At 62.1% G+C, this 26,531-nt stretch carries 24 protein-coding genes; 6 read left to right on the forward strand and 18 right to left on the reverse strand.

Annotated elements, in window-relative coordinates; translation table 11 throughout:
* The first annotated feature begins 4 nt into the window (after nucleotides 1-4).
* Nucleotides 5-1,240 (forward strand): AAA family ATPase, encoded by a 1,236-nt coding sequence (locus HNP48_RS09615; RefSeq protein WP_260420174.1) that lies wholly within the window; start codon nucleotides 5-7, stop codon nucleotides 1,238-1,240.
* Nucleotides 1,241-1,258: 18 nt separating this feature from the next.
* Here HNP48_RS09615 and HNP48_RS09620 read toward each other — a convergent pair whose 3' ends face one another.
* From HNP48_RS09620 to HNP48_RS09640, 6 genes are all read right to left on the reverse strand, one after another.
* Nucleotides 1,259-2,614, reverse strand: a complete 1,356-nt coding sequence (locus tag HNP48_RS09620) for a TniQ family protein (protein ID WP_184856700.1) — start codon at nucleotides 2,612-2,614, stop codon at nucleotides 1,259-1,261.
* A gap of 25 nt (nucleotides 2,615-2,639) precedes the next feature.
* Complete coding sequence (locus HNP48_RS09625; protein ID WP_184856701.1) at nucleotides 2,640-2,978, reverse strand: helix-turn-helix transcriptional regulator; 339 nt, start codon at nucleotides 2,976-2,978, stop codon at nucleotides 2,640-2,642.
* 68 nt (nucleotides 2,979-3,046) lie between these two features.
* The gene (locus HNP48_RS09630; RefSeq protein WP_184856702.1) at nucleotides 3,047-4,786 is read right to left on the reverse strand and encodes a TnsD family Tn7-like transposition protein; all 1,740 of its coding nucleotides are present in this window, start codon (nucleotides 4,784-4,786) and stop codon (nucleotides 3,047-3,049) included.
* Nucleotides 4,787-5,066: 280 nt separating this feature from the next.
* Complete coding sequence (locus tag HNP48_RS35170; RefSeq protein WP_221480159.1) at nucleotides 5,067-5,378, reverse strand: hypothetical protein; 312 nt, start codon at nucleotides 5,376-5,378, stop codon at nucleotides 5,067-5,069.
* Nucleotides 5,379-5,467: 89 nt separating this feature from the next.
* Nucleotides 5,468-5,686, reverse strand: coding sequence for a hypothetical protein (locus HNP48_RS09635; RefSeq protein WP_184856703.1), 219 nt, complete (start codon nucleotides 5,684-5,686; stop codon nucleotides 5,468-5,470).
* Nucleotides 5,687-6,011: 325 nt separating this feature from the next.
* The gene (locus tag HNP48_RS09640; protein WP_260420175.1) at nucleotides 6,012-6,383 is read right to left on the reverse strand and encodes a hypothetical protein; all 372 of its coding nucleotides are present in this window, start codon (nucleotides 6,381-6,383) and stop codon (nucleotides 6,012-6,014) included.
* 138 nt (nucleotides 6,384-6,521) lie between these two features.
* Between HNP48_RS09640 and HNP48_RS09645 the strand changes: the two genes are divergently transcribed.
* The gene (locus HNP48_RS09645) at nucleotides 6,522-6,902 is read left to right on the forward strand and encodes a hypothetical protein (RefSeq protein ID WP_184856704.1); all 381 of its coding nucleotides are present in this window, start codon (nucleotides 6,522-6,524) and stop codon (nucleotides 6,900-6,902) included.
* Between the two features lie 21 nt (nucleotides 6,903-6,923).
* Here HNP48_RS09645 and HNP48_RS09650 read toward each other — a convergent pair whose 3' ends face one another.
* The 12 genes from HNP48_RS09650 to HNP48_RS09700 form a co-directional block, all read right to left on the reverse strand.
* Nucleotides 6,924-7,148, reverse strand: a complete 225-nt coding sequence (locus tag HNP48_RS09650) for a hypothetical protein (RefSeq protein ID WP_184856705.1) — start codon at nucleotides 7,146-7,148, stop codon at nucleotides 6,924-6,926.
* A complete protein-coding gene (locus HNP48_RS35805; protein WP_409362548.1) occupies nucleotides 7,115-7,750 on the reverse strand; it encodes a TnsD family Tn7-like transposition protein in 636 nt (211 codons plus the stop codon). Before HNP48_RS35805 ends, HNP48_RS09650 begins: the two co-directional genes overlap by 34 nt.
* 198 nt (nucleotides 7,751-7,948) lie before the next feature.
* Entirely contained in the window at nucleotides 7,949-9,736 is a 1,788-nt protein-coding gene (locus HNP48_RS09655; protein ID WP_184856706.1) for a methyl-accepting chemotaxis protein, read from the reverse strand.
* 128 nt (nucleotides 9,737-9,864) lie between these two features.
* Nucleotides 9,865-11,334 (reverse strand): NAD-dependent succinate-semialdehyde dehydrogenase, encoded by a 1,470-nt coding sequence (locus tag HNP48_RS09660; RefSeq protein WP_184856707.1) that lies wholly within the window; start codon nucleotides 11,332-11,334, stop codon nucleotides 9,865-9,867.
* A gap of 97 nt (nucleotides 11,335-11,431) precedes the next feature.
* Nucleotides 11,432-12,520 carry a tartrate dehydrogenase gene (locus HNP48_RS09665; RefSeq protein ID WP_184856708.1) on the reverse strand — a complete coding sequence of 363 codons (1,089 nt, stop codon included), beginning with the start codon at nucleotides 12,518-12,520 and terminating at the stop codon, nucleotides 11,432-11,434.
* Nucleotides 12,521-12,560: 40 nt separating this feature from the next.
* A complete protein-coding gene (locus tag HNP48_RS09670; protein ID WP_184856709.1) occupies nucleotides 12,561-14,207 on the reverse strand; it encodes an ABC transporter ATP-binding protein in 1,647 nt (548 codons plus the stop codon).
* A gap of 2 nt (nucleotides 14,208-14,209) precedes the next feature.
* Entirely contained in the window at nucleotides 14,210-15,109 is a 900-nt protein-coding gene (locus HNP48_RS09675; protein WP_184856710.1) for an ABC transporter permease, read from the reverse strand.
* 25 nt (nucleotides 15,110-15,134) lie between these two features.
* Complete coding sequence (locus HNP48_RS09680) at nucleotides 15,135-16,091, reverse strand: ABC transporter permease (RefSeq protein WP_184856711.1); 957 nt, start codon at nucleotides 16,089-16,091, stop codon at nucleotides 15,135-15,137.
* A 35-nt stretch (nucleotides 16,092-16,126) separates the two neighbouring features.
* Entirely contained in the window at nucleotides 16,127-17,641 is a 1,515-nt protein-coding gene (locus HNP48_RS09685; protein WP_409362549.1) for an ABC transporter substrate-binding protein, read from the reverse strand.
* Nucleotides 17,642-17,790: 149 nt separating this feature from the next.
* Nucleotides 17,791-19,410, reverse strand: a complete 1,620-nt coding sequence (locus tag HNP48_RS09690) for an ABC transporter substrate-binding protein (RefSeq protein ID WP_184856713.1) — start codon at nucleotides 19,408-19,410, stop codon at nucleotides 17,791-17,793.
* A gap of 81 nt (nucleotides 19,411-19,491) precedes the next feature.
* Nucleotides 19,492-20,784: an FAD-binding oxidoreductase gene (locus HNP48_RS09695; RefSeq protein WP_184857087.1), complete on the reverse strand. Its 1,293-nt coding sequence runs from the start codon at nucleotides 20,782-20,784 to the stop codon at nucleotides 19,492-19,494.
* Between the two features lie 242 nt (nucleotides 20,785-21,026).
* Nucleotides 21,027-22,508 carry an aldehyde dehydrogenase gene (locus HNP48_RS09700; protein ID WP_184856714.1) on the reverse strand — a complete coding sequence of 494 codons (1,482 nt, stop codon included), beginning with the start codon at nucleotides 22,506-22,508 and terminating at the stop codon, nucleotides 21,027-21,029.
* A 232-nt stretch (nucleotides 22,509-22,740) separates the two neighbouring features.
* Here HNP48_RS09700 and HNP48_RS09705 point away from each other — a divergent pair, with 232 nt between their 5' ends.
* Genes HNP48_RS09705 through HNP48_RS09720 form a run of 4 tightly spaced genes read left to right on the forward strand, consistent with a single transcriptional unit; the run spans nucleotide 22,741 to nucleotide 26,509 of the window.
* Nucleotides 22,741-23,640 (forward strand): GNAT family N-acetyltransferase, encoded by a 900-nt coding sequence (locus HNP48_RS09705; RefSeq protein ID WP_184856715.1) that lies wholly within the window; start codon nucleotides 22,741-22,743, stop codon nucleotides 23,638-23,640.
* A gap of 54 nt (nucleotides 23,641-23,694) precedes the next feature.
* Nucleotides 23,695-24,006 carry a (2Fe-2S)-binding protein gene (locus tag HNP48_RS09710; RefSeq protein ID WP_184856716.1) on the forward strand — a complete coding sequence of 104 codons (312 nt, stop codon included), beginning with the start codon at nucleotides 23,695-23,697 and terminating at the stop codon, nucleotides 24,004-24,006.
* The gene (locus tag HNP48_RS09715; RefSeq protein WP_184856717.1) at nucleotides 23,985-25,367 is read left to right on the forward strand and encodes an NAD(P)/FAD-dependent oxidoreductase; all 1,383 of its coding nucleotides are present in this window, start codon (nucleotides 23,985-23,987) and stop codon (nucleotides 25,365-25,367) included. Before HNP48_RS09710 ends, HNP48_RS09715 begins: the two co-directional genes overlap by 22 nt.
* The gene (locus tag HNP48_RS09720; RefSeq protein WP_184856718.1) at nucleotides 25,364-26,509 is read left to right on the forward strand and encodes an FAD-binding oxidoreductase; all 1,146 of its coding nucleotides are present in this window, start codon (nucleotides 25,364-25,366) and stop codon (nucleotides 26,507-26,509) included. Before HNP48_RS09715 ends, HNP48_RS09720 begins: the two co-directional genes overlap by 4 nt.
* Nucleotides 26,510-26,531 lie beyond the last annotated feature (22 nt).

The raw sequence follows: 26,531 nt of genomic DNA on the forward strand, positions 1-26,531 counted from the left end.
CGTCTTGATCCGAGAACTTGGCGAAATACACCCACGTTCAAAAATCGCCAAACTTCACCTGGAGCTTCCACCGCTGCCGCCGTCGAACATCGCGACGATCCCTCGACACATCAGGCTGCATATGCTCATGGCCCTGCGACGCTTTCACGTGCCGAGCTTGGAAGGACTTCGACTGCACGAATCTGTGGATCTCATGATGAGACAGAACTACTCCTACATTGATCCATCGTCACCCAACACATGGAGCCTGGTCAGCGGTGAACCTTCCTTGCTATTGAAACGATCCAAGTCTCCAACCTTTGCAGCCGCTGTTGAAGGAGTTTCTGGCTCCGGCAAGACACAGGCAGTCTTGCGATGCCTGGAGACCTACCCTCAGCAATGGATCCACCACTCAACGTTCGTCAGAATGACAGGGGGTCACTATCAGATGGCCTGGTTGTCTGCTGATGTCCCTCCAAGCGGGCATTCCGCACCTCTCGCGGCCGCATTGATGACCAACTGGAAGAGAGTAACTGGCAGTTCCCGCTTCGACAAAACGCTGGAAGGAAACTGGCGCAACGGGGCAAAGATGTTGGAGGAATGGAGGCAGGTTGCATCAGCGCACTTCCTCGGTCTACTTCATCTCGATGAGATTCAGAATTTCTTCAAGATCTCCACTCTGAGCCGCCGCAAGAGACAGAAATCTGGCGACGCCCCGCCAGAGCTCAGCATTGTTGAGGACCAGTGTCTCAAATGGATTTTGGATCTTATGAACAACTGGCAAATTCCACTTCTGGTTTCGGGAACGCCAGATGGAATTGGAGCTCTGACGAATCGCCTAAGCAACACGGGCCGCTTCGTTTCTTCAGGCTACCACGCATTCAAGCACTTCACTGCAGCGTCCGATCCGGCCTTTCGGGACATATTTTTCGCCCAGTTGATACCCTATCAATATGTAGCCAACCCACTACCCGCCTCTGATGGACTTGCGCAGCTCATCATTGAGAAAACAGCGGGTGTCCAACGGCTAATCATCGCACTTTGGATTGCCGCTCACCGAGTAGCGTTCGAGCGCTCAAAATCAGATGAGCTTCGCCTCGATGATTTCCTTGTGGCCGCAGACACATTTCTCGCTCCTGTGGCTCCTGCAGTTGCTGCCCTTCGGAGCAACGATCCCAATCGTATGCGCCGCTATGAAGATCTCACATCAAGAGACCAAACGTTCTGGACTCAGTTCTGGGGTGAGGTTGCAAGCGACTAGTAGAGCCGTTGTCAGCACCTACGCTGAGGCATCGATCTCCATGGAGGCTTCGGTCATAGGCACTCTGCCTGCGAGGGTGCTCTTGGCTGGCCTCGGGCGTAGCTTGCCATGGGGATCCATCATTACCAACGCCTTCGCCATGTTGGGTCCACAGCCTCGTATGAGTGACTCGAAACGGCGTTCAGACATTCCAGAAGCCGCCGCGCTTTCTGAGACGGAGCGTTTGCTGACATAGAAGCTCACCAATCCAGCGTGACGACCCGAAACTTCAGAACTCCCGTTGCGGGGGAGATTGGGGAGACCGAGCCCCGTCAATACACGCTTGACCACGAAGATGGGCCGACCCAAGACTTTCGCCACTTCGCTGTGAACTCCTGCAGCATTGACATAGTGCTGAAGCAGGGCGTCTTGACTTGGGAGCTGGTGCCGCCTTTTCTCTCGTAGAGTTGCAACTTGAAGCCTGCCACTGTTTGCGGCATCTAGTTGGTTAATCGCCTCGTCGGGACTGTCAAATAGGACTCCCAGTACAAGCAAATAGGCTGCCACCGACGATGAGGATGTGCGCAGATACAACGCCCCGTCGATCTGATGCATGAACGATCCAGGGGTTCGTTCAGCAAGTTCACGGAAAACCGTTCCCAACCATTCCCGCGGATAAACCGACTGGATCCGGTCACTCACCAACGCCGCCTTCACTGCGCCTGCGTGTGCCTGAAACCCCTGAGATTTGGCTGTAGCGCGCAGGACAGGGACGATGAGCGGAACGCTCAAAGGAAGTTCTCGCTCATACAGCGCCGCAGCAAGCTCCAGATAGCGCTGGACATAGGGGTTGCCTTGAGCAGCCTGAACCCATCCCCTTGGCACAGCTTCGCACTGCCCCAAAAATTGCGCGGGTGAGCAAGAGAATGCTTCAGTAGTGGTCGTGAAATGCAACGCCGAACAGTGTTTGGGACACCATAACTGCCCGGGTGTCTGATGATCCCGTCGCCAGTAGCTCACACCGTGGAATCGGATGTCGGCCTTGACACATTCTTCGCAGAAGAATGCCACCGAGAGCATGCTTTGCATTGTGGTGGTACGCATCACTGTACTGCGCTCCATGCTGCCATGGCGCAGTTCCGGAAGGTACGACGTGATTCCTCTCCGCAATGGAAGCGTTGTGTGATTCTGAGCAAACTGTTCGGAAGACATAGCTGCCATCCGGCACAACAGTTCGTGCACATTCAAATCTCTGCGCTTTCGCCCCTCCTCACCGAAATGGACCTCCATCGCAGCCCTGGTCTCTTTGGGAGTGAGGTATCCGTTGATTCGCATGATTCGGCCAAGGTAACCACTATCGACCTCTTCAGGTAAAGGTGCTGGCTGGACGAGCATCTTCGGACACCTCCTTTTGATGGACTCAGGTACCGGTAGTCGGTTTCAAAACGGCCAATGAGCGAATCACGGATGCCAAGGCTTTTGCATGGGAAGCAGACCCGTCCCAGGTGACTTGAAGTGCATCAATCAGGTCGGGATTGGCTCGTATCAACTCTGGCGTAACCCCTTCTTCAAATCGCTCCACAAACAGGCAAACCTCTTCGAACAGGCGGGACATCCGAGTACTTCCACCACTCAGGATACGGCTGACCTGGGATTGGCTTGCTCCCACATGCGCAGCGATGTCCGCTTGCGAAATTCCATGCATCTGACAAATACGACGCGCCTTCTCGGCCCGAGTTTTTAGCTCCGCAATCATCATGCATTAAGCATACCTCAATACATATACGCATATCAAGCATGCAGTTTGAGTGTGTAGACCTTTTTTGATCAAGCGAGGAGGTCGCTCATTCCTGGGTGACGGTCACCAATGGACCGCTGTATTGCCAGTCTCGTTAGTGGCAGCGCATTCAGATGCCGCCGCTTGGCGTGCAACTGAGGAACCAGCGGATAAAGCTGGTTGACGTGCTTGAGATGCTCACCACGCTCTTGCAGCACAAGGCAAGCCTGCTCAATCGCAACGCTCAGTTGCTCATCTCGCGCTTTCCAATCGACGCATGCCGTACAGGGACGACGATGAGATGGATTCGGGCACGGACTGTGCTCGGCCAGCCATAAGTGATCGTTGCGATACAGCCAAGCGTAAGTGGCCGGCTCAATAGTTCGCATCCATTTGACCCCAACGGGACCCGAGGTCTTGAGCAGTCTGGCCCAGGCCTTCCTCGCTCGGTCGCGAGTTCTCCTGAGCCTCGCCTCCGTCCATGCTTGCTGAAGACCGACCTCTGTCCACAGCAATCGCGATATAGTTTGTATGGACACGCCCACCTCGGTAGCGACTGCAGACTTCTCCGCGCCACGACGCAGCCGTTTGACCGCGAGCTTGCGCAAGTCTGGGAGCAAAATCTTAGGTCGTCGTTGTACCGCTATGCCCAGCTTCGCCGCCCAAATCAGCGCGGTTTGCGGATCTATTCCAATGCTTGAAGCTGCAGCCTTTGGCGAAAATTTCTTCTCGCGTACCAACGCATCGAACTCTTTCTTGCGCGCATCCACTTCACCCTCTGCACGCAGCTGAGTCAAGCCGACCTCCATAGCAGTCTGCATGGCCACATACTTAGACTGCGAAAATCGCTCCCATGTTCCAAACAGCCAGTGAATCATCATGAGATGACGAAATGGATGTGTTTTGGTTCTCGGAGAATTGAAAAGTCGCCCCAGTTGCAATGAGGCTTGCCGAAGTGTCATGGGAAAGCCAGCAAACTCTTCAAGGAACTGAAACGGTTGTACGTGATTCAGGAACGAAGTAGCGATAGCGTTGAGACGCATATGGCCGAGCGCGGACAACCATCCACGGCTCATAAATTCCGCGCGATAGTGTTCATAAAACCGGTCAACCTCAAACTTCGATAGAGTGCCCGCCAACACAACCGCATCAATCAGCTCCGCAAAGCTGGCCAAGGCATCAAGGCTAAGAGTGATCGATCGAGCAGATTCATTGAGGCTATCGTGAAGTTCATCCAACCTGGGCAGCACCCACTGAAATCGGCCAACCCCGGTTGATTTGGATTGCAGGAGAGGCACACCGTGCATGATGCAAACCCAAACCCCGGGATACTGATGCTTGAGATGCCAGTAAGCCCAGCCGGTGCCAACTAAGTCCTCCCGCATGCAGACGGGACAAGCCTTCAGAGGATGGTTGGCACCGAATCGGCTCGTAAGTACTCCAAGCTTGAGTCGCAGGAGCGCGATGCGGCCATGGGAGAGGCATTCGATGGCATCACTCACACCCTCTTGGGACAGGAACGGTTGATAAAACTTCAGCAGGGTGAGGTTGAGCGCGACCTCCCGGGCATTTCCATAGACGCCACCAGTGCGATCGACGAAGACTTGGAGGCGATTGGGGAAGTCATGCTGCGCACCGTTTCGAGGATGGCAGAAGAACTGATTGCTGGTCGTGGATGAGATCGCATTTCCCCAGAGAAAGTGATGACGGCTCACCAAACTGAAGAGAGATTCATCTGGCAACGGGATCAACAGTGACACCGACGGATAAAGGTCGAGATGCTCCGCCATGCGAGCTCCTCAGAAGGCAATAAGGTACTGATGATCAGCACCGTAAGGGAAAGCGTCGTCAGTTGACCAGGGTGGGCTGAACGAGGACGTGTGCGACTCGGGCCAGGCCGTCGCCTTCGAGGCTTGCCACCCGACGCCTCGTCCTTGAGAAGCTCCAACGCGAGGGCATCAGCGGGATGAACACCTCTGATCTCACCGGCGTGCAACTAGTAGGTGAAGTTTCCATCTTCCATAGCCGATTTTGGTTGCTCATACCGCTGCCGGCACAGCCTTCGACTCCTCAGGCTTTAGGTTCTGGAGGATGCTCGATTGTTGGCTCATCTTTGAGGAGCTCCAAGGCAAGGGCATCGGTGGGATAGGTCACTCGTATGATGCCGTTGACCATTCCGGTCACCGGGATTCCCGCGCGAAGGTTTTCCCTCGCCGCCTCACGCGTAGCACGCCGCACCAGTTCTGCCCATTCGGAGACACTCAAGCCGAGGATGACGGGGCCGCTCTCTAACATAAATAGAAGGCTATGACCGTTTCGCCCCCTGGTCAAGGGCCCGATAGCGAGCGACTCAGCTACTGACATGGAAGTGTCAATAGACATTCCAGATCCTTGGCTTCGACAGTTCTCCAGTGCGCATCGCGCCCCAAAGAGTCGCTCGTCAGCCTGTGCGCCATCAGTTGCCTGACAGGTCAGCCCTCCGAGAAGACTGCTAGGCTGCGCAACTTGATCGCAGGGTTTCTTGCGTCCCTGCCAAGGCTCTCCCAGCGCTCTTTGGAGATGGTTGGAACCTTCGTCATGTCGATCACGATGTCGGGCTTCTTCCTGTTCGCAGCGTCTCCAGTGCGCTGCCGCTCCAGTTCAGACAGTCTCTCCAGGAGCTGCTTGCGAATGGTCGAGGAAGATTTCATGGCACGCGCCAAAGAGTTCTACGCGCGCCGAGATTCACGGCCCCAGATAGCGGAAAGCCTCCTTGCGGAGGCCTTCACACTCTGTACACCGGGGCGCCCATTTCTGGGTGAGCCGGTCGGCGCGTTACTGTGGATTGTAATAGATCACGAACTTTGCGACGAACGCACGTTGTTCCATGCGTCTGCACTTGAGCTCAAGTAGATTCAAGAACAACTTGGAAAACCGACCAGTTGCCTTCGGCCATTTCATTGCGGCAAGCATCAAGGATCGAGGCTTGCCCCTCATGGCTACCTGCGCAGGTGTAGCGCAGGAAGCGCGATAGGGTCAGAGCTCAAATGGCGAAGGAGTCAACGACCAATCAAGCCGCTCGGCAGTCTTGGCAATGATCCACCTGCTTTGATCAGCTGTGCACCAGTTCTTTTTCAGCAGCCCCTGAAACGCCGCCCGCAATGTCGCGGTCTGGTCTCCATTGCGCTCGGTGAGCTTGCGCTGACAGTACGGCACCATCTGCGTCACCAAGTCCTCACAAACATCAAAGGCTTGTGCAACCTCGGAGGGCGATGTTCCCGTTGCGTAGAACTTTCCACCCTCCTCGACCAACCCGATCTTGGGATGTGCACCTGCCAGCGCTCCCGGTATTTCGGCGATTGGGAAGTCGGCAGGAATGCCGGGGTAGTTGGCACGGTCGACTGGCATAGACACTCCTTGCAGTGGCAGGCAAGAACATAGTCTCTCTGGACCAAGACATCAAGGGCAGGAGGGTTTCAGACGCAATCGGCGCGCTTCACGCTATCTTCTGCACCTGCCCAGTACCGCAGCGCAACGGAGGTCACCATGGAGCTTTACTTCGCCATCGACCGCCCAGCGCCTGATGTGGCGTCGCAGCCTAAGGTCGATCTACACCACTGGCGAATTCTGCAACTGGGCTGCGGGTCCCTGCACATCGCTGCCCAGTTGGACTCCGGGTCGTTTCGGGTTACGACTGCGCTTCTCGCCGTTGATATTGCCAGCAGGGTCGTCAAGACCGAGTCAGGTCGCAGTTACCACCTGGACGCACCGCCAGAGGAAGATGCGATGTTGGTAGCGCTGATGATTGCCAATGTCGCGTGTGACCCGGTGGCGATCACGAACGATGTGAGTGACGCTGTGTGGCGCGCCATGGAGTCTAGTGCGTGGTCCAGCGACGGTACGAGCTTGATCCCTGCGCTGCAGTAAAGGTTACGCGTCGAAAGCACCTCAGACTTTGGGCTCTCGCGAGATTTCGGTCGCTGGATCGTCTTTGAGAAGTTCCAATGCGAGGGCATCGGTTGAGTGGATCTCCCCAATCACGCCGTCGACCATGCCGGTCACCGGTATTCCTGCACGAAGATTCTCCCTCACCGCTTCGCGAGTGGCACGTCGCGCGAGGCTTGCAAACTCGGCAACACTCAGGCCGAAGATGAAGGGGCCGGATTCAGACATGGTTGCAGACTATGAGGGTTTGGTGGCGAGGTCAAGGCAGAGGACATGTGGAGCTCTCGCTTTCCACCAAACTCGGTGCTCATCCATTCAGCTCGGCAATGGGTTCTGTACTTCGCACGCCTAGCCGATAACCAATCTGCATGCAGTTGCGCATCGCTGAGCAGCAACCGGGTGATCGTCTCTACGGAGACACTGGCACGGGTGGCCACGCGCGATTTGTCGGCTCCTTTGCGTAGGTCTCGGATTGCCTTCGTCCGCACATCGTCCGTCAGCTTCTGAGGGCGACGTGGCAGGTCGATGCCGCTGCTTGCCGCCCAAACCAACGCGGTTTGAGTGTCAACTCCAACCCAGCTTGCCGCCTTGCGCAGTAAATGCCCATGCTTTCGTATGCGGTTACACAGTTGGCCCTTTCGCGGGTCATCTGCTGGAAATACGGGCTGAGCCCGGTGCTGCCGGCCCCCTGTGCTGACGGTTCCTGCGTCTCTCATTGCACGTTCTAAGTGCCGAGCATCGCCAAACAGCCAATGGATGATCCGCAGGTGCCTGAGTGGATGGGCTCCCAAACGAGGTGGACGCAGCAAGCGACCTAACCGCGCCTCCATACAAGCTGGGTCTTCTGACAATGCCGCAAGTTCCGGAATGTGCCTCAAGGGCCGGCAATGACAGAGGAATGCTTATGCGATCTGCGGCGTGCGTAGATTGCCTGCAGCGGTCCCCCATCCACGCCGCTGCCCGAGGCTTGTTGTGAAGTCGTGTTTGACCCTCGCAATCTGCTCCATGCTTTCGAACGCTCTCCGCATTCAGGAAGAATGCATCGAGTCTCGCATCACTCCGCTCAATGCCGCCGACTGACGTTGCAAGCTCCCGGCCGAGGCACCGCTGCACTCCACCAACTCGGCATTTCGCTGTGCGAGCCCTTCCAATTGCAGGATTGCTTGCCCCACTTCGACGATGGTAGCGCTTTGATCGGTAGTAGACGCATGAATCTCTCCGATCACCCCAACCACCTGCCGCACTGCGGAAACCATCTCGCGAATGGTGGATCCAGCACTGTGGACCAAGTCAGCGCCATCGTTTACAAGGCCAACGGAGGACGAGATAAGCCCTCTGATTTCTCGGGCGGCCTGAGCACTGCGCTGCGCCAGTTGACGCACCTCTGCCGCTACAACGGCAAAGCCGCGCCCCTGTTCGCCAGCACGAGCCGCCTCGACCGCAGCGTTGAGTGCCAGGATATTGGTCTGAAACGCAATGCCGTCAATGACGCCGATGATGTCCGCGATCCTCTTCGAGGCTGCGCTGATCTGGTCCATGGTCTGCACAGCCTGATCCACCACTATGCCTCCATGGTCTGCAATATCTGATGCCCGAGTGACCAGCAGCTTTGCTTTGTGTGTTGCATCGGTATTGGCCCGCACAGCTACAGTGAGCTGCTGCATCGATCCAGATATTTCCTCGAGGCCGGACACCGTGAGTACTGTGCGGTGACTGAGGTCCTGATTGCCAATCGCAATCTCCTCTGCCGCAACCCGCACGGATGCGCTGGCATCGTGGATGCGAGACAGAACTACAGCCTGCTGGTCGGCAAATGCATTGAAGCTGGCCGCGATGTCCGCCAGTTCATCTCCGCCGCGCGCATCCATGTGGCGTGAGCGGTGAACCTCGCCTTCGCGTGATACCACCTCGCGCATTGCATCGCGCAGTTGCCCCAACCGTGCCAAGCGGTGTGCAATAAAGCCGCCCAGCAAAGCGGCAGTGGACAACAGCACCAGGATGCTCACGATGACGGAGGCGGTCAGCATCGCAGTGATTGGCTCCAGCGCTTGGGCTTCGTGCAGCAGCACGGCCAAACGCCAGTCGGTGCCCTCCACGGGCACCACCACCAACAAGTAGTTTATTCCTCCTCGCTGCACTGGTAGCAAGGAACCACCAGCGGCAGCTAGGCTCAGCGTTTGCAGCGTGAGGTCGGTAGAGACCTCTGTTGCCCGCTTGAGAAGCAGTAGGCCCTCGGAGTGGGCAATGATCACGCCATCCGCATTGATCAAAAACGCCTCGCTGTCGGGTGTAGGACGGATGGAGGCCACATTGGCCACCACCGCGTCCATGGAGGCATCCGCCGTACCCACGCTGGTAACTGCAGACTTTGGCCCTACCGGCGCCGCGAATGTGATGAGCAATGGCCCGTCAGAACCTGCCGCACGGTAAGGCGAGGTCACCACAGGCTGGGCCGTTTGCAACGCCTGCTCGTAGCCCGGTTTTGGCGGAATCTGGCCGGACTGGTCAGAAGACGATGCTGCGGTGCTTATGTAATCGAAAGATGTCCCCACAAACTGCCCAGCATCGCGCAACATGAGGAGCGATTTGGAAGGCTCCGGGTCCTGGGTCGCGGCTTGCACGAGGCTGAGCTTAGACTGGACCCACTCGGAGATGCCCTTGGCATGGCTCTTCGCGAGCGCAAGGTTCTGCTCAGCCAAGCCCTCATAGGCGCGCTCCCGCGCTGTGAAGTAGTTGGTGAGCGTAATGGCAAGTACTCCCAGGGCCAAGCACAGCAACGACGTAAGGACGATCTGCGTCTTGAGTGATTTCAGCATGGCAGCACACCTTGAGAAGTTTTGGAAGGCGTGCGAGGACACGCCTCCCGGCAAGAGCGGGATGACAAAAAGGATCGAGAAATGTAGCGAGTGGTCTTGCCCGCAGCGTTGCTGCGAGAAAGCACCCCTCAGTCCAGCTGCCCCTGGCACACGTACTTTGTGTGCAGGTAGTCATCCAGTCCATGCGTGGAACCTTCGCGACCGTAGCCCGATTCCTTCACACCGCCGAACGGCGCGGCCTCTGCCGCGAGGGCGCCTTCGTTGATGCCCACGATGCCCGTCTGCAGCGCATCGGCCACGCGCCAGATGCGGCGGAGGCTCTCGCTGTAGAAGTACGCTGCCAGCCCAAACGGGGTGTCGTTGGCCGCAGCTATCACCTCGGATTCATCGTCAAACACAGTTAGCGGTGCTACGGGGCCGAAGGTCTCCTCGCAGGCACAGGCCATGGAGGCGTCCGCACCCGCCAGCACGGTGGGGGCGTAGTAAGTAGCCCCCAGCTCCGGCAAGCGCCTGCCGCCGGCGAGCACCTTGGCGCCTCTGGCCACGGCGTCGGTGACATGACGTTCGATCTTCTCGACCGCGCGGTCATTGATCATGGGTCCGATCTGCGAGGAGGGGTCGCTGGCCGGGCCGACCTTGAGCGCAGAGACCTTGGCGGCCAGCTTGTCCGCAAAGGCTTCGAACACCTGACGGTGCACAAACACGCGGTTGGGGCTCACGCAGGTCTGACCGCCGTTGCGGAACTTGGCAGCCATGAAGCCCTGCACGGCCGCGTCGATGTCGGCGTCTTCGAACACAATGAAGGGCGCGTTGCCGCCCAGTTCCAGCGAGAGCTTTTTGAGCGTGTCAGCGCTGCGGCGGGCCAGGTGCTTGCCGACTGGCGTGGAGCCGGTGAAAGTAATCTTGCGTACGCGGGGGTCGTCCAACCACACATCCACAACTTCGGGTGTCTTCTCACGCGAGGCGGTCACGATGTTAAGCACACCTGCAGGTACACCCGCCTCCTGGGCCAACTGCACCAATGCCAGCGATGTCAGCGGCGTGTCTTCAGCCGGCTTGCACACCACCGTGCAGCCCGCGGCCAGCGCCGGGGCGATCTTGCGAGCGATCATCGCAGCGGGGAAGTTCCATGGCGTGATGGCGGCCACCACGCCCACGGGCTCTTTCAGGGCAAACATGCGGCGGCCCGGCACAGGGGCTGGGATGACCTCGCCATTCATGCGCGTAGCTTCTTCGCCAAACCATTCGATGTAGCTGGCGGCATAGGCCACCTCGCCCTTTCCCTCTGCCAGGGGCTTGCCTTGCTCCAGCGAGATTAGCGCACCCAGGTCATCGCCATGGGCCACTACCAGGTCGTTCCAGCGCTTGATGATGGCTGCTCGCTGCTTGGCGGGCACCTTGCGCCAGGTGGGGAAGGCAGCATACGCGGCCTCGAGAGCGGCGCGAGCTTCCTGAGCGCCAGAGTCGGGTACCGAGGTGATGACGGCGCCGGTGGCAGGGTTGGTCACGTCCAGCCTAGCGGCGGTGTCTGCGACCCAGGCGCCGTTGATAAAGTTGGCGGTGCGAATGAGGTCGTTGCGGGTGAGGTCCAGAGACATGGCGGTTCTTTCCAAAAGTTGTATATCAAACTAGCTGTTGTCGCTCGAAACTAAAGCGCGACCAGCTATCAAATGAGGCACATTTGCCGACAGCTGCTCAGCTTCTCACCACCCGCGCCGCAATCGCCTCACCCACTTGCGTGGTGCTGGCCGTTCCGCCCAAGTCCGGCGTGCGCGGGCCGCTCTTGATCACTTCTTCGATGGCGTTGACGATGGCATCGTGTGCGGCGCGGCCGGCGCCCTGGCCTTGGGTGAGAAAGTCCAGCATCAGCGCGCCCGACCAGATCATGGCGATGGGGTTGGCGATGTTCTTGCCGTAGATGTCGGGCGCCGAGCCGTGCACGGGCTCGAACAGCGAGGGGAAGGTGCGGTCCGGGTTCAGGTTGGCCGACGGGGCCAGGCCGATGGTGCCCGTGGTCGCGGGCCCCAGGTCCGACAGGATGTCGCCGAACAGGTTGGTCGCGGCCACCACGTCGAAGCGGCCGGGCTGCAGCACGAAGCGCGCGCTCAGGATGTCGATGTGCTGCTTGTCCAGCGTGATCTCCGGGTAGCTCTTGGCGACTTCTTCGGCGCGCTTGTCCCACCAGGGCATGCTGATGGCGATGCCGTTGCTCTTGGTGGCCAGGGTCACGTGCTTGCGCGGGCGGCTCTGGGCCAGGTCGAAGGCGAACTTGAGCAGGCGCTCGGCGCCCTTGCGCGAGTAGACCGACTCCTGGATCACGATCTCGCGGTCCGTGCCCTCGTACATGATGCCGCCCAGCGAGGTGTATTCACCCTCGGTGTTCTCGCGCACCACGTAGTAGTCGATGTCGCCGGGCTTGCGGCCGGCCAGCGGGCAGGGCACGCCCTCGAACAGGCGCACCGGGCGCAGGTTGATGTACTGGTCGAACTCGCGGCGAAACTTGAGCAGCGAACCCCACAGCGACACATGGTCGGGCACGGTGGCGGGCCAGCCCACAGCGCCGAAGAAGATCGCATCCATGCCCGCAAGCTGGGCCTTCCAGTCGTCGGGCATCATCTGGCCGTGCTCGGCATAGTAATCGCAGCTGGCCCAGTCGAACGTGTGCAGTTGCAGCTCAAAGTCAAAGCGAGCGGCTGCCGCCTGCACCACCCGCAGGCCCTCGGGCATGACTTCCTTGCCGATGCCGTCTCCGGGCAGGACTGCGATGCGGAAAATAGGGATCATGACGGGGTGCTCCTTTCTGCATTCATTCACAGTGCGGCGCTCAAGCGGCACAGGCCACTGACTCAGTCGCAGGGGAGACCTGCCGGTCGCGCTCTTCCAGCCAGCCCTGACGCAGCTCGGGCACGGAGGCGGCCAGCAGTTCGTAGTAGGGATGGTGCGGGCCACGGTCAAAGTTGGCACGCGCCACATGGTCGAGCTTGCGCCCGTGCTGCATCACGATGATCTCGTCGCACACAGCGCGCACGGTGTGCAGGTCGTGGCTGATGAACAAGTAAGACACGCCTAGTTCGCGGCGCAGGTCGGCCATCAGGTCCAGCACTGCGGCGCCCACCACGGTGTCCAGCGCCGAGGTCACTTCGTCGCACAGGATCAGGTCGGGCTCGGCAGCAAGCGCGCGCGCAAGGTTCACGCGCTGCTTTTGTCCGCCTGAGAGCCCACCTGGCAAGCGCTGCGCCACCGAGTGAGGCAGCCGCACCAGGTCCAGCAATTCATGGATGCGCCGTTGCAGCGCGGTGCCTTGCAACCCTTTGTAGAACTGCAGCGGCCGCGCCAGGATGCGTTCGATGGTTTGCGAGGGATTCAGCGCCGTGTCCGCCATCTGGAACACGATTTGGATCTGTCGCAAATCCTCCTTGCTGCGCTGCCGCAGGTCAGGCCGCAGCGCGTGGCCCTTGAACAGCATGCTGCCCTTGCTGGGTGCGATCAACCCGGCCACCGCCCGCGCCAAAGTGGTCTTGCCCGAACCGGATTCACCGATCACCCCAACGGCCTGGCCACGGTACAGCTTGAAATTGATGTCTTCCAGGATCATCGCGGCAGGCTGTCCCTGCGCGTTGACTGGCCCATAGCCGGCCGAAAGCTCGCGAACTTCCAGCAGCAGTTCGCCCTCGCCCTTGCAGTGCTCCGTGGCGCGAGGCGCGGGACGGGCTGCGGCCAGCAAGCTCTGGGTGTACTCGTGCGCGGGCCTCGCCAGGATCTGGGCGGTGGAGTTCACCTCCTGCATCTGCCCACCACGCAGCACCAGAATGTGGTCCGCCATCTGCGCCACTACGGCCAGATCGTGGCTCACGTACACAGCTGTGGCGCGGCGCTCGCGCACCACACGTCGGAATGCCCTCAGCACCTCGATCTGCGTGGTCACATCCAGCGCAGTAGTGGGCTCGTCCAGAATCACCAGCTCTGGGTCGGTGATAAGTGCCATCGCTGCCATCAGGCGCTGCAGCTGCCCGCCCGACACTTGGTGTGGATATCGCTGGCCGATGGACTCGGGGTTGGGCAGTGCCAACTCACGGAACAGCTGGACAGCCTTTGCCTCGGCCTCGGCGCGGGGCATCGTGCTGTGGATGCGCGTGGGCTCTACCACCTGGTCCATGATGGTGCGCGAGGGGTTGAACGACGCGGCCGCGCTCTGCGCGATGTACGACACCGTGCGACCGCGCAGCGCCCGCTGGCCGGCTGCGGACAGGCCCAGCACATCGATGTCGCCAATTCGCACGCTGCCGCCCGCGATGGCGCAGCCATGCCGCGCATAGCCCATCAGGGCCAGCGCCGTGGTGGTCTTGCCCGACCCGGATTCGCCGATGAGTGCCAGCACCTCGCCGGGCTCGATGGCAAAGCTCAGGTGGTCCACCAGGGTTTGATCGCCTGCGGTGATGTGCAGGCCTTCCACAATAACTGACGCGCCCATGTTCAATGTCCTTGGCGTTCGCGGGCCGCACGGCCCGGCAAGTTGTCGATGACCAGATTGACCGCGATGGTCAGGCTGGCGATGGCCAGGGCCGGTGCAATCACCGCGGCGCCGCCGTCGGCCAACGCGTCAACGTTCTCCCGCACCAGCGAGCCCCAGTCAGCGTCGGGCGGCTGAATGCCCAGGCCCAGAAAACTCAGGCTGGCCAGCAGCAGCACCACATACACAAAGCGCAACCCGAGGTCCGCCAGGATGGGGCCGACGATGTTGGGCAGGATCTCGCGCAGCATGATGTACAGCGTGCCTTCGCCCCGCGTGCGGGCCACGGTCACATAGTCCAGCGCGTTGATGTTCACGGCCAGCGAGCGAGCAATGCGAAAGGCGCCCGGCACGTACAGCAGCGCTGCGGTGAACACCAGCATGCCGATGGAAGAGCCAAAGCTGGCCACCAGCACCAGCGCGAACATCTTGCTGGGGATGGAGGTCAGCGTGTCCAGCAGCCGGCTCAGGAACGCATCCAACCAGGAGCCGGTGGCTGCCGCCAGCAACGCCAGCACCGTACCCGTGCTGCTCGCAATCAGGGTGGCCACCAGAGCCACGCCGACGGTGTAGCGCGCACCCTGTACAACACGCACCAGCATGTCACGGCCCAGGTAGTCCGTGCCCAGCCAATGCTGCGCGTCGATGGGCGCATAAACCACCGAGGCTTGCAGGTCCACCAGGTGGCGGGGCAGCAACGACGGTCCCAGCAGGGCGGTGAGCAACCAGAACACCAGGATCACCAGCCCGACCAGGCCGGAAAGTCCGAAGCCCGCAAGCCAGCGCAGTGCCCCGCCATGCCCGGGGGAAGGCGCCAACGAAGAAGCGCTCGAAGTCGAAGAAGAAGGAGGAAGCGAATGCATCAGAAATTCTCCAGATTGATGGGCTTCAGCGGTGGCGCAGACGCGGGTTTGCCAGGATTCCGCACAGGTCAGCCAGCGTGACTAGCAGCAGATATCCGGCACAGAAAATCATGGCGCAGGTCTGCACCAGCGGCATGTCGCGTTGAATCACGCCGTCCACCATCAACTTGGCAATTCCGGGGTAGTTGAAGATCGTCTCGATCACGATCACACCGCCTAGCAGGTACGACAGCGACAGCGCCACCGCATTGGCAATCGGTCCCACCGCATTGGGCAATGCATGGGCCAGCACCATGCGCAGGGGCGACGCACCTTTGAGCCGCACCATCTCGATGTAGGGCGCTTCGAGCTGGTCGATCACGGCTGCGCGTGTCATGCGCATCATCTGCGCCACGATCACACAGCACAGACTGAGCACTGGCATGGCATAGGCGCGCAACATCTGTCCCATCGATTCGATGTCGTTCACGTACGAGAGCGCAGGCAGCCAACGCAGTTGAACGGCAAACACCAGCACAGCCAGCGTGGCCACCAGAAACTCAGGCACAGACACCACCGCCACCGACAGGCTGGAAGCAATGCGGTCCAGCCACGAGCCGCGCAGCACCGCCGACAGGATGCCGAAGAGCAGAGCGATCGGCACCGAGAAAAGGGCCGTCACGGCGGCCAGCTGCAGCGAGTTGGGCAGTCGGCTGGCCACGAGTTCGGCCACCGGCAGCTGCGTGATGATGGACCGCCCGAGGTCACCCTGCACCACACCCCACAGCCACTTTGCGTAACGCTCGGGCGCGGGCACATTGAGGCCCATTTGCGCGCGCAGGGCCGCCAGCGCCTCCGGGGTTGCATCCTGACCCAGCTGCTCCTGCGCCGCGTCGCCCGGCAGCACGGCAGTGATCGAAAACACGATGGCCGAGACCACAAGCAGCGACACGCAAGCTAGCGCAACCCGTTTGATCAGCAATGACAAAATGACGTGGTTCATGGTTTTTCTTGTCTCATATTCTTGGAATTTGGTCTTCAGGTGTCCACCCAGACATGCTCGGCGAAGGCATTGCCCATAAGCCCGCCGAGGGGAATTGATTGCAGGCCTTTGAGACGGCTGGCATGCCCGTCAATGCTGGCCAGAAACAACGGAATGCCGACACCTGCTTCATGGTGAATCATCGTCTGCATGTCGGCATACATCTGCTTGCGCTTGCCAACATTGAGTTCTGCCCGTGCTGCCAGCAGCAGCTGATCGAAACGCTCAGACTTCCAGCGTGATTCATTCCAGGCTGAATCCGATTTGAAGAACTGGGTGAGGATGGCATCAGCCGTGGGACGAGTATTGATGTTGCCAAACCCCACCGCGCTATGCAGCCAGTGCTTAGACCAATAGCCGTCGGCCGGCACCTGCTGCACATCCAGCGTCATACCGATCAACTGACCGAACTGCTGTAGCACGAGCGCCATGTCCATTGAGTACATCGCGGCCCGCGAGACCACCACCGGTACCTGCCCCGCCACACCTGACTTCTTCCAATGGAACCGTGCCTTGTCCAAATCGAAAGATCGCTGTGGCAACCCGTCGAAGTGGAAACGACTGGCGGGTCCGATGGGCTGGTCATTGGCGATCAAGGCGTGGTCCAGCGCCACGATCTTGCGCATCTGCTCACGGTTCATCAGGTACTTCATCGCAAGTACGAAGTCAGCATTCGCACCAGGCCCGGTATCCCTACGCATGACGAGGTCGGTGTAGTGCGAACCCTGTGTGGTGAAAATGGCGTAACCCTTGGTGCTCTTGACGCGGCCCACCGAGCGCGGGTCAATGCCCGCCACCAGGTCGAAATCGCCATGCAGAAGGGCGCTGACTCGCGCCTTTTCGTCAGCGATGCCGGTGAACTCAATCTCGTCGAGGTAGGGCCGGCCAGGCTTCCAGTAGCGCTCGTTGCGTACCACCACCGAGCGTCCGCCGGGCGTGAATTCCTTGAGCTTGAACGGCCCGGTGCCGATGCCCTTGGAGAAATCGGTCGTTCCCGCCCTGACGATATGAAAGTGAAACGTCCCGAGAATCGCCGGCAAATCCACATTCGGCGATGTGAGTTCCAGCGTCACCTCGGCGGGGCCGGTTGCGCGCACCGAGTCGATCTGCTCGGCCAGCGCCTTAACCTTGGAGCTCGTGGCCGGATCCTTGTGGCGCAGCAGCGAGAACACCACGTCTGCAGGCAAAAGCGCCTTGCCGTCATGGAACTCCACGCCCTTGCGCAGGGTAAAGACCCAGGTCTTCGCATCCAGTGTGGAAAAAGATTCGGCAAGCGCAGGCTGGGGATTGAGCGATCCATCGAGCGCCGTCAGCCCGTTGTAGAGCATGTGGCCGCGTGCGTAGTCCATCTGGTTGGCCTGCTTGGCCGGGTCCAGCGTCTCTGCAGCCGTGGTCGTGGTGCCCGCCACACGGATGCGGCCGCCGCGCCGGGGCGTGTTGGCATGGGCGGTTGCCGCCAAAGAGGCCATGCCGCCCGCGGCCCCCGCCTGCATGCCGGCGGCCATGAGCATCGCTACCACGTCCCTGCGCGTGGCGCCGCGTGCGAAGGCCTGCAGTGCCCGCGCGCGGTCGCGCGGGTCCAGCGGGCTCAGGGTCAGAGATTCTGCGCTCATGGCCGATCCGTTCAAGGGCAAAGGGGCGTGCGGGGGGCCGGCGCGGCTCAAGCGTCCAACCACACGTTCTCGGCAAACATGTAGCCCATCAGCCCGCCCACCGGGATGGGCGACAAGCCCTTGAGCTTGGTGCTGTGTCCGTCAATGCTGGCCAGGAACATGGGGATGCCGATCCCGGCATCGCTGTGGATCATGGTCTGCATGTCGGCATACATCTGCTTGCGCTTGGCCAGGTCGATTTCAGAGCGGGCCGCCTGCAGCAGTTGGTCGAATTGCGCGCTCTTCCAGCGCGACTCGTTCCACGGGGCATCGGACTTGAAGAACTGCGTCAGGAGGGTGTCGGCGTTGGGGCGCGGATTGACATTGCCAAACCCGACCGGGCTGTTGAGCCAATGGTTCGACCAATATCCGTCGACCGGCATGCGCTTGACGTCCAGATCCAGGCCGATGCGCTGGCCTGTCTGTTGTAGCAGTAGCGCGATCTCCACCGAATACATGGCGGCAGGCGATGTGACCACGGGGATCTTGCCCGTCACGCCGGACTTTTGCAGGTGGAACTTGGCCTTGTCCAGGTCGAACGGGCGCTGCGGCAGGTCCTTGAAGTAGAAGCGGTTGGTGGGGTCGATGGGCTGGTCGTTGCCTACCACGGCATTGTCCAGCGCGATGGTCTTCTTCATCTGCTCGCGGTCGAACATGTACTTCATGGCCATCACGAAATCGGGGTTCATGCCTGGCCCCATGTCCTTGCGCAGGATGAGATCGGTGTACTGGCCCGACTGGGTGGTCATGATGGTAAAACCCGGCGTGCCCTTGACGCGCGCCACGGAGCGCGGGTTGATGACGCCCACCAGGTCGATGCCGCCCGACAGCAGCGCGTTGACGCGTGCGTTTTCATCACCGATACCCACGAACTCGATCTCGTCCAGATAGGGCTTTCCGGGCTTCCAGTAAGCATCGTTGCGCACGGTGACAGAGCGCACACCGGGCTTGAACTCCTTGAGCTTGTAGGGGCCTGTGCCGATGCCGGCGCTGAAATCGGTGGTCCCGTCCTTGACGATCTGGAAGTGCGAGGTGCCCAGGATCACCGGCAGGTCGGCGTTGGGGGCCGACAGCACGACGGTCACTTCGTTCGGGCCGCTGGCACGCACGGCCTCAATCTGCTCGGCCAGCACCTTGGCTTTGGACGCCGTGGCCGGGTCCTTGTGGCGCAGGATGGAAAACACCACGTCGGCCGGCGACAACGCCTTGCCATCGTGGAACACCACCCCTTTGCGCAGTGTGAACACCCAGGTCTTGGCGTCCTGCGTGTTGAACGACTCTGCCAGCGCGGGTTGGGGCGAGAGCTTGGCGTCCAGCACGGTCAGCCCGTTGTAGAGCATGTTGCAGCGCGAATAGTCGGTCTGGTTGGACTGCTTGGCCGGGTCCAGGGTGTCGGTAGCCGACGCAAACGCGCCAGCCACACGAATGCGCCCGCCACGCTTTGGCGTCTGTGCATGGGCGCTGGTGGCCAGACTGGCAATACCGCCCGCCACCGTGGCCTGCATGCCGCACGCGGTCAGCATGGCCAGTACGTCGCGCCGGGTGGCGCCGCGCTTGAGCGAACTCATAACGCGAAGGCTCTCGCTCGGACCGACAAGTTGCTCGAACTGTTTTTGGCTATCGCTCATGGTCATGCTCCTGGTTGAAAAAGGGATCGCGGGTTGAGTTGTCAAAAATGTAAAAAGCGTGGCAGCACGCTAGTACCACCTTCAGGCCAGCCGGTCCTTGAGCCGGAAGTACAGACCCACTGCCGGCAGGAACCAGGGGGGGCCGAAATGGCCCGGGATAGCCGGCCAGCGCCGGTCCTTCCAGGGGTTGGCTGCGGCATCGCCCGCCATCACCTCGGCCATGCGCTGGCCCATGTGCACCGACATCTGCGTGCCGTGACCGCTGTAGCCCATCGAATAGAAAACGCCGTCGCGCTCGCCCGCCTGGGGAAGGCGGTCCTGCGTCACATCCACCAGGCCGCCCCAGCAGTAGTCCAGGCGCACCGGGCCCAGCTGCGGAAAGGTCTCGGCCAGGCCCGCACGCAGGATCTCGCCGCTGGCGGCGTCCGATTGCGGGCTGGAGATGGCAAACCGCGCGCGCCCGCCAAACACCAGCCGGTGGTCCGGCGTGAGGCGAAAGTAGTGGTGGATGTTGGCGATGGTGGTGTAGGTGCGGCGCTCGCGCAGCAGGGCGTTCGCACGTTCGGCGCCCAGAGGCTCCGTCACTACGATGAAGCTGCCGATCGGAACGATGCGCCGGCGCAGCCAGCCAAAGCTGCCGTAGCCGCCGTGGCGCGAGGCGCCCGTGGCCAGCAGCACCTGGTCGGCCGCCACCACACCGTGGCTGGTATGCAGGCGGTGCGCATGGCCCTGCACGCGCTCCAGGCGGTCTACCCTCGTGCCGGTGCAGATCTGGGCGCCCTGGCGCTGCGCGGCAAGGGCCAACCCCTGGGCGAAGCGGCCCATGTGCATCTGGGCACTGCGCTTGTACAGCAAGCCCCCGTGGAAGCGTTCGCTTTGCACCTCGCCGCGGACGCGGGCGGCGTCGAGGATTTCCACATCCGTATCCACGCCATCGGCCACCAGCCGTTCGGCGCTGCGCTGCAGCGCCTCCAATTGATAGGGCCGGGTGGCCAGCTTGAGCTTGCCATGGCGCAGGAAGTCGCAGTCGATGCGCTCCTGTGCCACCAGCCGGTCTACGGTGTCCACCGCATCGTCGTAGGCACGGTACCAGGCGCGGGCCTGGGGCACGCCTACCCGCGCGGCCACATCCGCATAGTCCACGGCCAGGCCGTTGTTCACATGGCCGCCGTTGCGGCCCGAGGCTTCGGGCGCCACCGTGGTCCCGGCCTCCAGCACCACCACGCGCGCACCCCGGCGGGCCAGCGCCAGCGCCGCCGACAGGCCGGTGAAGCCGCCACCCACGATGGCCACATCCACCTTGGCCGGCAAGCTGCCCACGGCGGGGGACTGCCAGACGGGCATGCCTTCTTTCCAGTACGAATCGAGCTTCATGGTGATGGACACGTAATTGACAGGTTGCAAGGTGAGACGGCTTGTGCCGGATCAGAGCCTCACCATCGTTGGTCGCACCGTGGAATTACGGTTTGCGACAAGATGATGTCGATGAGATTGGAGCACTCCACAACGCAGAACGTGTTGGGAAATGCCCCCCATGCACGCGACAAAATTGCGCATTGCGTGGGGTGCTTTGGCATGTCGTGTGGCGCGCACAGCATGGGTGCAAAACCGCACCATTAGTGCGCCGCAGCAAAGTCGACCAGCACACTCTTGAAGCGCAGATTGGCCTCCACCGCCTGCCGCCCCAGGTCCTTGCCGATGCCCGATTGGTGGTAGCCACCGGTGGGGATGACAAAGTCCGCGCTGCGGCCATAGCGGTTGATCCATACTGTGCCGGCGGAGATGCCGCGCATGCAGCGCAATGCCCGGCCAATATCCGCCGTGTGCACACCTGCCGCCAGGCCGTAGTGGGCGTGCGTCGCGAGCGCCAGGCCCTCTTCTTCGGTGTCGAAGCTCTGCACCGTGAGTACGGGGCCGAAGATCTCCTCTTGCACCGCGGGGTTGTCGACCGACACGTCCTGCAACAAGGTGGGCTGGAAGTAGGCGCCGCCCGCCCCCCCCTCGAACAGGCCGCCGCCGCAGCGCACCTGGGCGCCCACGCTGCGTGCGCGCTCCACGATGTCCTGCATCCGCGCCGCCTGCGGGGCAGAGATGATGGGCGGCAGCGTGGCCTGCTCATCCCAGGTGGCGCCGGGGCGCAGCGCCGCAAAGCGCTGCACGATGCGCTCCACCAGCGCATCGGCAATGCCACGCTGCACGATGAGCCGCGAGCCCGCCACGCACACCTGGCCAGCGTTGCCGGTGATGGCGCCGGCAATGATGCCGGCCAGGCGGTCCAGGTCGGGAGCGTCGTCAAACACCAGCTGCGGGCTCTTGCCACCCAGCTCCAGCGTCACGGGCTTGGGGCCCTGCAATGCACAGCTGGCCATGATGGCGGCACCGGTGCGCGTGGAGCCGGTGAACGTCATCTTGGAAATGAGGGGGTGGCGCGTGAGCGCATCGCCCGTGGTGCGGCCGTCGCCCTGCACGATGTTGAAGATGCCTGGCGGCACGCCTGCCTCAATGGCCAGCTGCGCCAGGCGCACGGCGGAAAACGGCGTCATTTCGGAAGGCTTGAGCACCACGGCGTTGCCTGCAGCCAGCGCCGCGCCCACCTTCCAGGACACCATCACGAGCGGAAAATTCCAGGGCGTGATCGCCCCCACCACTCCATAGGGCTCCGCCACCACCAGGCCCAGATGGTCATGCCGCGTGGCGGCCACCTCGCCCCCCAGCTTGTCGGCGTATTCGGCAAAGAAGCGCAGGCCTTCGGCGGTGAAGGGAACATCCCACGCCATGGCGTCGCGCACGGGCCGGGTGGAACACACCGCCTCCAGCGGGGCCATCTGCGGCGCATCGGCTTCGATCAGGTCCGCCCAGCGGCGCAGCACGCGGGCACGCTCGCGCGGTGCCCGGCGGGCCCAGTCGGAAGTACGCCAGGCGCGCCATGCATCCTGCACTGCGGCATCGACGGTCGAAGCATCCGCCACCGGCAGTTCGGTGTGCACCTGCCCGTCAGAAGGGCGCAGCACCGCAAGGCGCGCGGTATCAGAAACTAATTTGCCGCCGATGAAATGGCCGGAGGCAACCGTGATGGTTTGGGGGTCGAAAAGTGGCATGGCAAAGGGGTTCCCGCAGGTCCGGGCAGGGAGTGGAAAAGGATGGTTGATGCTAGGCACTAAGGCCCAGCATTTGTGTCCATAACGCCCCGCCAGGCCGCAGCAAATTGCAAAACCTATGCCCCCTGCAGACGATGCTTGCAAGTTGCGGGCAAACCCCGATTCAGCACTGGTGCAACACGGGGATGTCGTCCAAGATAAGCACCAATTTCCATTGCCAGAGGTGCTTCCCATGCCGCCAAAATCAGCTGCTTTTCTTTCGCAGGCCGCCAGCGCCGTCGCCGACGACGGGGTCGTGCTGCGCACCATGACCGCCGACGATCTGCCCGAAGCACAGGCGCTGTCGGCCGAGATGCGCTGGCCCCACCGCCCGGTGGACTGGGAGCAGGTGTTTACGCACAGCGAAGGCCTGGTGGCCGAGCGCGACGGGAAGATCGTGGCCACCGCCCAGCGCTGGCTCTGGGGCGAGCACCACGCCACCATCGGCCTCGTGATCGTGTCGCCCGCATGCCAGGGCCGGCGCATCGGCCACCGGCTGATGTGCACACTTCTGGAGGGCCTGGACGATCGCACAGTGCTGCTGCAGGCCACGGCCGAGGGCCGGGGACTGTACGAGCGGCTGGGTTTTGTGCGCACTGGCGAGATCCGCCAACACCAGGGCGTGGCGCAACCCACCCCGCTGATCGCGCTGCCTGCCGGCTGGCGCCTGCGGCCTGCGGGCCTGAACGAAGCCCAGGCCCTTCACCAACTGGATGAGGGTGCGCGCGGCATGCCGCGGACCGCACTTATCGACGAACTGATTGCCCAGGCCGACGCTTGCGTGGTCCTAGACCACGAGGGCACGCAGAAGGGCTTTGCCATCCTGCGCCGCTTTGGGCGTGGACATGCCATCGGCCCGGTGGTCGCTCCTGACGCGGTGAGCGCCAAGGCCCTGATTGCCCACCTGGCGGGCATGAACGCCGGCCGCTTCACTCGCATCGATATAGATTTCGAGTCGGGCCTAGCCGAGTGGTTGGAGAGCATTGGCCTCTTGCGTGTCGATGCACCCACCACGATGGTCCGCGGCGCGCCGCTGCAGCACCCCGCCGGGGCACCACAGCTGTATGCCATCGTGACCCAGGCGCTCTGCTGATCCACCGCCCCCCATGGACCGGTCACGACAACGGCAGGCAACAGGAGACATTACATGAGCCAACGATTTGTCCGTCTGGCAGAGGAAACCCGCACCCGCGTGCGCATCTTGATCGATGGGGAGATGGCCGCTGTACTGGCTGGCGACACCCTGATGGTCGCATTGCTCAACAACACGCGGCACCTGCGCGAGTCTGAATTCGGCGATGGGAAACGCGCCGGCTTCTGCCTGATGGGAGCCTGCCAGGACTGCTGGGTGTGGACCGCTGACGGCCACCGGCTGCGCGCCTGCACCACGGCAGTGGAAGAAGGCATGCACATCGTGACCCACCAACCGGAGGCAACATGGCCCAACCGCCACGCGTAGTCATTATCGGAGCCGGCCCTGCAGGGGTGCGCTGCGCGCAGACCCTGGTCGCTGCTGGCCTGCGCCCCACGGTAGTGGACGAGAACCGGCGCGACGGTGGACAGATCTACCGTCGCCAGCCCGACAACTTCTCACGCTCCTACGCCACGTTGTATGGCACCGAAGCCGAGCGCGCACAGGCGCTGCACGCAAGCTTCGATGCGCTGCGGGACCAGATCGACTACCACCCCCACACGTTGGCCTGGAACATTGCCGACCAGCAGGTGCATGTGGCGTGCGACGAACGTGCCTCAGCCCTGCCCTTTGATGCGCTGGTGATCTGCGCGGGCGCGACCGACCGGCTGATGCCGGTGAAGGGGTGGCAACTGGCGGGCACCTATAGCCTGGGTGCGGCGCAGATCGCGTTGAAAGCGCAGGCCTGCGCCATCGGCCGCCGGATCGTCTTCATGGGAACTGGGCCCTTGCTCTACTTGGTGGCGTCGCAGTACATCAAAGCAGGAGCCAACGTGGCCGCCGTGCTGGACACCTCGCCCCTAGCGGGGCGTGTGGCCGCCCTGCCCAAACTGCTGGCTCGGCCCTCTGTGCTGCTCAACGGCATTGCCTTGGTGGCCAGTATCAAGCGTGCAGGCGTGCTGGTCCTGACGGGAATCACGCCGATGGAGATCACGGGCGACGCAGATACCGGCGTTCAAGGCGTCACGGTGAGCGACGCCGGCGGCGGCACCCATACCTTCGCCTGCGACGCGGTGGCTACTGGCTACCACCTTCGCCCCGAAACCCAGCTGGCAGACTTGGCACGATGCGCATTCCACTTCGATCAGGAAACGCGCCAGTGGCTGCCCGAGGTGAGCGAGGAGGGCCGCACCTCGGTGCCCAATGTCTACCTGGCGGGCGATGGCATGCGGGTACTGGGCGCGGATGCCGCCGAGATCGCAGGGCGCCTGGCCGCGATGGCGGTGCTCAAGGACTTGCACCTGAACGTAGATGATGTGCAGGCCAAGCAGCTGCGTATCCAGCGGGCCACGATGGAGCGCTTCCGAAAGGGCCTGGCGCAAGCCTTTCCGTGGCCTGCGCAGCAAGTTGCTCAATTGCCCGACGAGACCATCGTCTGTCGATGCGAGGCCATCACCGCTGGTGAGCTGCGCCGCGCGGTGTGCGAAATGGGCGCGCATGAAGCAAACCGCGCCAAGGCCTTCAGTCGGGTGGGGATGGGGCGCTGCCAGGGGCGTTACTGCGGGCACGCTGGCGCTGAGGTGATCGCCAGCGCGGCCGGAGTACCTGTGGAACAGGTCGGCCGCCTGCGCGGCCAGGCGCCGGTCAAACCGCTGCCCATCGCAGCGCGTGAGGAGAAAGCAGCATGAGCGCGTTGAAAGCCGATGTCATTGTCGTCGGTGGCGGCTTCATGGGGGCAGCCAGCGCATTTTTTCTGCGCCAACGCGGTGCATCTGTGATCTTGCTGGAGCGCGGCCTGATCGGCCAGCAGGCCAGCGGCGTGAACTTTGGCAACGTACGCCGCCAGGGCCGCGCCATCGAGCAATTGCCATTGGCCAACCGATCGCGCGAGATCTGGGGCCGGCTCAAGGAACTGATTGGCGAGGACGTGGAGCTGATGCTCAGCGGCCACCTGCGCATTGGCTACCGCTCAGAACATGCCGAGCGCCTGGAAACCTACGCGCGCGATGCCCAGCCCTACGGCCTGGGCCTGCAGATGCTCACAGCCCAGGCGTTACGCGAGCGCTTTCCGTTCTTGGGGCCCGAGGTCACAGCCGGCTGCTACGCCCCGCACGACGGCCACGCCAACCCGCGACTGGCAGCGCCAGCCTTTGGGCGCGCTGCAGTGCGCGCGGGCGCCCAGGTGTTTGAAAACACCGAGATCCTCCATATCGAAAAAGCGGGAGAGGACTTTGTGGTGCAGGCCGCAGATGGCCGCCAGTTTGCCGCGCCCGCTGTGCTGATCACCGCCGGCGCCTGGGGCGACCGCATCAGCGCCGCTTTTGGCGAGCCCGTGCCGCTGCAGGTCAAGGGCCCGCAGATGTGCGTGACCGAACCCGTGCCCTACGCCATCGCGCCGACGATTGGCCTCGCCACCGACGTGCCCGAGGAAGTTGTCTACTTCCGCCAGGTGGCGCGGGGCAACATTGTGATTGGCGGCGGCGGCCATGAGCCCGTGGACATGGAAAACCGACGCGCCTACGTTCACCCCCGCCGCACACTCATGACGCTGGCGCAGCTTCCGCGGGTGGTGCCGGCATTCAACCGCCTGAACATCATCCGCGTGTGGAGCGGGATTGAGGGCTATATGCAGGACAACCGCCCTGTGATGGGGCCCAGCGCTCGCGTGCCTGGCCTGTACTACGCGTTCGGATTCTCAGGCCACGGCTTTCAGCTGGGGCCTGGGGTGGGCGATGTCATGGCCGAGTTAATCAAGACCGGCGCTACTAGCACCCCCATTGGTCAGTACCACATCGGGCGCTTTGCCGCGTCAGCGGTGCAGGCGGCATAGCCCATTTGCGCTCCTTCTTTTC

The organism is Acidovorax soli (assembly GCF_014207955.1).
Lineage (GTDB): Bacteria > Pseudomonadota > Gammaproteobacteria > Burkholderiales > Burkholderiaceae_C > Acidovorax > Acidovorax soli_A.